Origin of the sequence: Helicobacter sp. CaF467b (assembly GCF_022664765.1) — a bacterium.
GTDB lineage: Bacteria > Campylobacterota > Campylobacteria > Campylobacterales > Helicobacteraceae > Helicobacter_D > Helicobacter_D colisuis.
In genome coordinates this window covers 451,693-457,883 of sequence record NZ_JALAIY010000001.1, presented here as the reverse complement: position 1 = coordinate 457,883, position 6,191 = coordinate 451,693, and the positions used below count along the sequence as shown (strand labels likewise).

At 33.0% G+C, this 6,191-nt stretch carries 7 protein-coding genes; 4 read left to right on the top strand and 3 right to left on the bottom strand.

The features are described from left to right. Positions 1 to 235: 235 nt before the first annotated feature. The 3 genes from MKD52_RS08565 to MKD52_RS02345 form a co-directional block, all read right to left on the bottom strand. Positions 236 to 1,606: a methyl-accepting chemotaxis protein gene (locus tag MKD52_RS08565; RefSeq protein ID WP_277930788.1), complete on the bottom strand. Its 1,371-nt coding sequence runs from the start codon at positions 1,604 to 1,606 to the stop codon at positions 236 to 238. Next, on the bottom strand, positions 1,581 to 2,087 hold the full coding sequence (locus MKD52_RS02350) for a PAS domain-containing protein (protein ID WP_112057093.1): 507 nt from the start codon (positions 2,085 to 2,087) through the stop codon (positions 1,581 to 1,583). Before MKD52_RS02350 ends, MKD52_RS08565 begins: the two co-directional genes overlap by 26 nt. Positions 2,088 to 2,262: 175 nt before the next feature. After that, complete coding sequence (locus MKD52_RS02345) at positions 2,263 to 3,345, bottom strand: FUSC family protein (RefSeq protein WP_242099121.1); 1,083 nt, start codon at positions 3,343 to 3,345, stop codon at positions 2,263 to 2,265. A gap of 145 nt (positions 3,346 to 3,490) precedes the next feature. Here MKD52_RS02345 and MKD52_RS02340 point away from each other — a divergent pair, with 145 nt between their 5' ends. Genes MKD52_RS02340 through MKD52_RS02325 form a run of 4 tightly spaced genes read left to right on the top strand, consistent with a single transcriptional unit; the run spans position 3,491 to position 6,129 of the window. After that, positions 3,491 to 4,195, top strand: coding sequence for a triose-phosphate isomerase (locus MKD52_RS02340; protein WP_112057095.1), 705 nt, complete (start codon positions 3,491 to 3,493; stop codon positions 4,193 to 4,195). Between the two features lie 9 nt (positions 4,196 to 4,204). Then, entirely contained in the window at positions 4,205 to 5,026 is an 822-nt protein-coding gene (gene fabI / locus MKD52_RS02335; RefSeq protein ID WP_242099120.1) for an enoyl-ACP reductase FabI, read from the top strand. A 15-nt stretch (positions 5,027 to 5,041) separates the two neighbouring features. Further along, the gene (gene fliQ, locus MKD52_RS02330) at positions 5,042 to 5,308 is read left to right on the top strand and encodes a flagellar biosynthesis protein FliQ (protein ID WP_242099119.1); all 267 of its coding nucleotides are present in this window, start codon (positions 5,042 to 5,044) and stop codon (positions 5,306 to 5,308) included. Next, positions 5,308 to 6,129, top strand: coding sequence for a UDP-N-acetylmuramate dehydrogenase (locus tag MKD52_RS02325; RefSeq protein WP_242099118.1), 822 nt, complete (start codon positions 5,308 to 5,310; stop codon positions 6,127 to 6,129). The genes fliQ and MKD52_RS02325 overlap by 1 nt, the downstream gene beginning before the upstream one ends. Positions 6,130 to 6,191: the final 62 nt, after the last annotated feature.

Genomic DNA, 6,191 nt, shown 5'->3' with positions numbered 1-6,191 from the left:
TAAACAAATCTTGGCAGGAAAAGTAGATTCTAAAAATGAAACTTACTTAAGTGGAAATATGGGGATAAAGTATAAGTTTTAAAAGTTACTAGCTAGAAATAAATTATCTTTAATTTCTAGCTAGTTTGGAGGTTTAAAAAAAGCTGATTAAAGAATAAAATATACATACTATTTAATTTTAGAGATTTACAAGCTTCCAACACAAAAACTAAAATGCACCTTTGCAAAAATACCTTTATATAATCACTAGTTGCTTATAAATTTCTTGGCTTTTTTCTTCAAATCTTTGGCATAATCTCTCTAATTCTTTAGGTTTATTTAGACTTGATTCTTTTGTTGCAAATTCCAAAAACTCCCTAATACTATTATTAAAACTATAAACGCTATTGCAAATTTCTTTGCTAATTCCATTTTCATCATTTATTTCGCAATAATCTTTAATAATGGGCTGCATTCCTGTAATGATTGCAGAGTAAGCACCCGATTCTTTAAGTATGCAATCAAGCTTTAAAAGCATCACATATGAATTTTTATGAGTCTGTAAAATTGCCCCTAGTAAATGCTGTGCTTTAGAATCCATTTGAGCAAAAACTGATTGGAAACTATTTAATAAATCATTAGAAGAATGCGAGATTTCATTAATATTTTCCACCAATGTAGCAATATCATTAATTTCTTGATTAATAATTTTTGTTGTAGATGAAATCTCTAAAGCTGTCTTTTGTGCTCTTTCTGCTAATTTTCTCACCTCATCTGCAACAACAGCAAATCCTCTTCCATGTTCCCCTGCTCTTGCTGCTTCAATGGCAGCATTAAGCGCTAAAAGGTTTGTTTGTTCTGTAATTTCTTTAATAAGTGCCACAAAAGAATCAATTTCCCCAATGCGTTTTACAAAACCTTCAAAGGCATCTGTTGTTTGATCCATCGTTGCAGTTAAATTTGAAAAATTATCTGAAATTGTTTCTATGCTTGAAATCCCACTTTTAGATTCTCTTGAAATCTCTTGAGTATGTTCTTTAACGCCATCCATAGCGGTAATCACAACATTAAGATCATTAGAAACTATTTTCAAACCTTCATCCAAGCTTTTTGAACTCCTTTTTGAAATTTGATTAACAATTGACCCCTTTTTGTTTAATTTATCTGCTTCTTCCATAGAATCTGTGGCTTGATTAATTAAATTCCCCGCATACACAAAAACTCCTCTTAGCCCACTTGTAGGAAGTTTTCTTGAATATCTACCTTCTCTTGCTGCATTAATTGTCATATAACTTCCCTTAACAAAAACCTCAATTTGATCTGCTAAGCGATTAAGCGACCAAGCAACTTCACCCAATCCACTTTTATCTTCAATATTAACAATTCTAGCTTCTAAATTTCCCTTTGCCATTTCTTTGATACATGTTGCAATATCTTGAATACACTTATCACGCCTACTGCCTGCAATGAGTCCTACCACACAAAAGATTATTCCTAAAACAAAAATGGCAAATTCCAATAAAAAGTGTATATTTAATGCCTCTACAACAAACAAAACAATAAAAATTACTATAAAACCTATACTCATAAAACGAAATGAATTATAAAGATAAAATGTATTCTTCATAGTTTAGTCCTTGTTTTCTTAAAAATTCTTCTAAAAATGCTTGGCTTTTTGCCAAATTGCCTTCTTTTTCTATTTGAACAAGTTGTGCATAAAGATTTTCTATTTTTGAAACTGCTTCTTGTTTTGGTTTTAATCGCACAGAATGGTATCCTATAATTTCACCTTTCTCATTAAAAGAGGGACTAACATAAGCAATCACCCAATAATAAGCGCCATCTTTAGCAAGATTCTTTACATATGCTACAATTTCTCTACCATTTTGAATATTTTCCCAAAGTAGCTTAAAAATGATACGCGGCATATCTCCATGGCGAACAATATTATGCGCCTTGCCTAAAAGTTCATTTTCTCTATAACCCGAAAGTTGTATAAAAATATCATTGCAATAAGTTATCTTCCCTTTTAAATCTGTTTTAGAAACAATGAGTTCATTATCTGGAACATTTCTTTGTTTATCCATCGGAACTATCTTTTGTCTCATTATTGCTCCTCCTTGCAAAACAAATGTTTGGCATATTATAGCATCGCTACAATTAACAATTTGAAAACAAAGATTTTAACAGATAATTATCAAGAAAATGCGAATATGATTTTAAAAAATAAATTCAATACTATAAATACCACTTAAATTTTATTTAAGATAAATCAAATATTCTCTATTCATTTCCCACCCATTTATAAATAATTTTATATGCAATTCTCTCTAATACATTACGCAAAGCTCCCCAGTGCATCACTGCTCCACCAATAAGCCCAATCACACTACCAAGAATAATATCCAAAACTCTTGCTTGAATAATCATATCTGGATTGTAATTCATAAAACTCCCAACTTCTGCCAAATAAGTCGAATAAGGTGTTAAAAAAACCATCGCCAATGCGTAATTTCTCACCACGATTAATTCTGCAAAAAACATTAAAACCATCATTAAAAGTGCAAACTCTATAGGGCTAAACTCAAAATGCAAAAGGATATAGGCAAAACTTACTCCAAGAATTGTTCCTAAGATTCTCTGTGTTTGCTTAATCCAAATTTGTTTAAAGGTAATAGCTGTTAAAACTGCTGCGCAACTCACTCCAACCCAATAGCCCTTCTCCAACTCTAAAATGTTTTGCAACACCATTGCTAAAGCCACAAAAAATGCTATAATGATAGGATCTACAACAATCACTCCAAATCCAAAATCGCCCACTTTTGGAATCGGCTTTGGATTATGCTTAAAAAGATAAATCACACTAAGAGAATACAATAACACCATCACATTAGCCACCATAGCTCCAATAGCCACAAGTCCTATTGCCATAAAATAATCCTCTAATTTAAAAGGAATAAAACTACCAAGCAAAGTCGCAAAAGTAAAAAAGAAAAATCCAGGAGTACCAATACTAAAATAACGCACTACTTGGGCGCTAACCATAGTTACACCAAATACAATTAAAGGAATAAAAGAAGGAAAAGTTTGCCCCACAAGCCCCAAAGCAAAAGCCGTAATCATTCCAAAAGCGCAAGACATACTAAGAATCATTTTATGATAAATAGGGGTATCTGGAACATACAAAAAAATATTTGCCCCAATAATTGCTACAAGCCCTAAATCTGGGCGTTTGAAGTAGGTTGCTACAAATAGAATAATTGCTACCCCAAGTCCTGCAAAAAAAGGCATTTGCCAAAGTCTATCGCTCTTATTCCAGGTAAAAATCAGTTTTACTTCATCCATTATTTTTTTTGTTAATGACATACTACCCTTCTTTTTATGCTTTATTTAGTCTTTATTTTAAAATTTCATACTTTATGAAATTATAATACAATTTAAATAGTTTTGATTAACTTTGAAATTTGTTATAATCCGCATCAAATATTTAAAAATAGCAAGGAATTAAGAAATGAAAATCATTGCAAGCAATTTTAAAACTAACCATACAAGAAAATCCACACAAGCCTTTTGTGAAAATTTAAAAAATTTTTTGCAAACACAAAATTTTCCTCACAAAATAGCAATCTTTCCTCCTGCTACAGCTTTGCTTGAAGATTCTTTTACTCACTTTAGAATTGGAGCACAAAATGCCTATTTTACAGAAAATGGCTCCTTTACTGGAGAAATAGGACTAGAGCAATTAAATGAATTTAAGATTCAAACCCTTTTAATTGGGCATAGTGAAAGGCGTGAAATCCTAGGTGAATCCCAAGCAATGTGCGCAAAGAAATTTTCCTTTTTTAAGGAAAAAAATTTTGAAATTTTTTATTGCATCGGAGAATCACTAGACATAAAAAAACAAGGACTGCAATCCACTCTTAACTTTTTAGATTCACAACTTGAGGGCATTGATTTAAACTATCCCAATCTTACTCTTGCATATGAGCCAATTTGGGCTATTGGGACTGGTATTAGCGCAAGTTTAGAAGAAATTACGACCATTCACACGCATTTAAGGCAAAAATTAGGTAAAATTCCGCTTTTATATGGGGGCAGCGTTAAACCTAACAATGTTAAAGAAATTCTTCAAATTGATAGTGTTGATGGTGTGCTCGTTGGTAGTTCTAGCTGGGAAATTTCTAGCTTTTTAGAAATCTTGAAAAATTCACTTTAAGGAGCAAAAATGATAATGAATGGCAAAAAAGGATTAATCGTAGGAGTGGCTAATAACAAATCAATTGCCTATGGAATCACAAAAGCTTGTAAGGCTCAAGGGGCGACAATCGGGCTAACTTATATGAATGAAGCAATCCAAAAACGCGTTTTGCCTATTGCAGAAGAAATTGGCAATTCGCAATATGTTTATGAACTTGATGTAAGCAAAAAAGAACATTTTGCAAATCTAAGAGAGCAAATTAAAAAAGATTTTGGCAAACTTGATTTTCTCGTGCATAGTGTTGCATTTGCTCCAAAAGAAGCTTTAGATGGAAGCTTTTTGGAGACAAGCAAGGAAGCCTTTAATGTTGCTATGGAAGTTTCAGTGTATTCTCTTATTGAATTATGTCGCGAACTTGAACCCGTTTTGGCTCCCGATGCTTCAATCTTAACTCTTAGTTATTTAGGAAGTGTTAAACATGTGGCGCACTATAATGTGATGGGGGTAGCAAAAGCAGCTCTAGAATCAAGTGTGCGCTATTTGGCTCATGATTTAGGCAAAAAAGGAATTAGAGTTAATGCTATTTCTGCAGGACCTATCCGAACCCTTGCAGCAAGTGGAATTGGAGATTTCAAATTTATCCTCAAATGGAATGAAGCCAATGCGCCTTTAGGCAAAAATGTTACCATCGAAGAAGTAGGGAATTCTGCAATGTATCTACTCTCACCACTTTCAAGTGCTGTAACAGGTGAAATCCACTATGTTGATTGTGGCTATAACATTATGGGAATGTGCGCTGTTGAAGAAATAGATGGCAAAGCCTCTCTAGTTTGGGATAGAGTAAAATAACAAAAAAGGGCAAAAGTGGAAGCGCAACTTATGAATCTTGCAATTGAAACATATAAAATTACACTCATTTTATCGCTTCCAATGTTGCTTGTAGGGTTGATAGTTGGTTTGCTTATTAGTATTTTTCAAGCTACAACACAAATCAATGAAATGACGCTAACCTTTGTGCCTAAAATTCTAGCAGTTATTGTGGTTATTATTTTTACAATGCCGTGGATGCTTAATATGCTCATTGATTTCACAGCACGAATCTTTAATATGATGCCTAATTTTATTTTTTAATGATTCAAAAAACCCTTGATTTTTCTGTTTATAGCAGTATCAAAATTGGACCTACTCTACAAATCTCCCTCATTCAAAACCCGCAAGATTATTATGAAATATTACAACACACAACCACCCCTAATATTATTGGTGCTGCCAACAATCTCCTTGTTTCACCCAATGCAAAAAACCTTATTATGCTTGATAAAAATTTTTCTTATATCAAAGATTGTGGAGATTTTTTAGAAGTGGGCGCACTCACTCCAAGCGGAAGGCTTTTCTCCTATGCCAAAAAACATAATTTAGCAGGTTTTGAAATCCTAAGTGGGTTGCCTGGAAGCATTGGTGGAATCATCAAAATGAATGCTGGATTGAAGGAATATGAAATCAAATCCTCCTTGCTTGGAATCTTAAGCCTAAAAAATTCCCAATCGCTCGAATTTATTCCCACACATTCTCTTAATCTGTCTTATCGTTCAAGCACAATAGAAACACTCATTTTTGCAGGTATTTTTAAAAAACAAAGCGGTTTTAACCCTAATCTTGTAAGCCTTTTTACAAAAATGCGATCCAATCAGCCAAAAGAGCCTAGCTTTGGGAGCTGCTTTAAAAATCCGCCCAATGATTTTGCGGGACGACTAATTGAATCTGTGGGATTAAAGGGAGTTGCTTTTGGGCGCAATCAATCGCTAATGTTTAGCCCAAAACACGCTAATTTTTTAGTTAATTTAGGAAAAACTTCTTTTGATGAAGCTTTAGAATTGATTGAATTAGCAAGAAATTTAGTTCTCAAACAACACCAAATCCCACTCCAAAATGAAGTGCAAATTCTCCAATAATTTATAATTCCACTTGCTTTGCACTTTTATCAATATACTTTGAAATACAATGATTCTAAAAA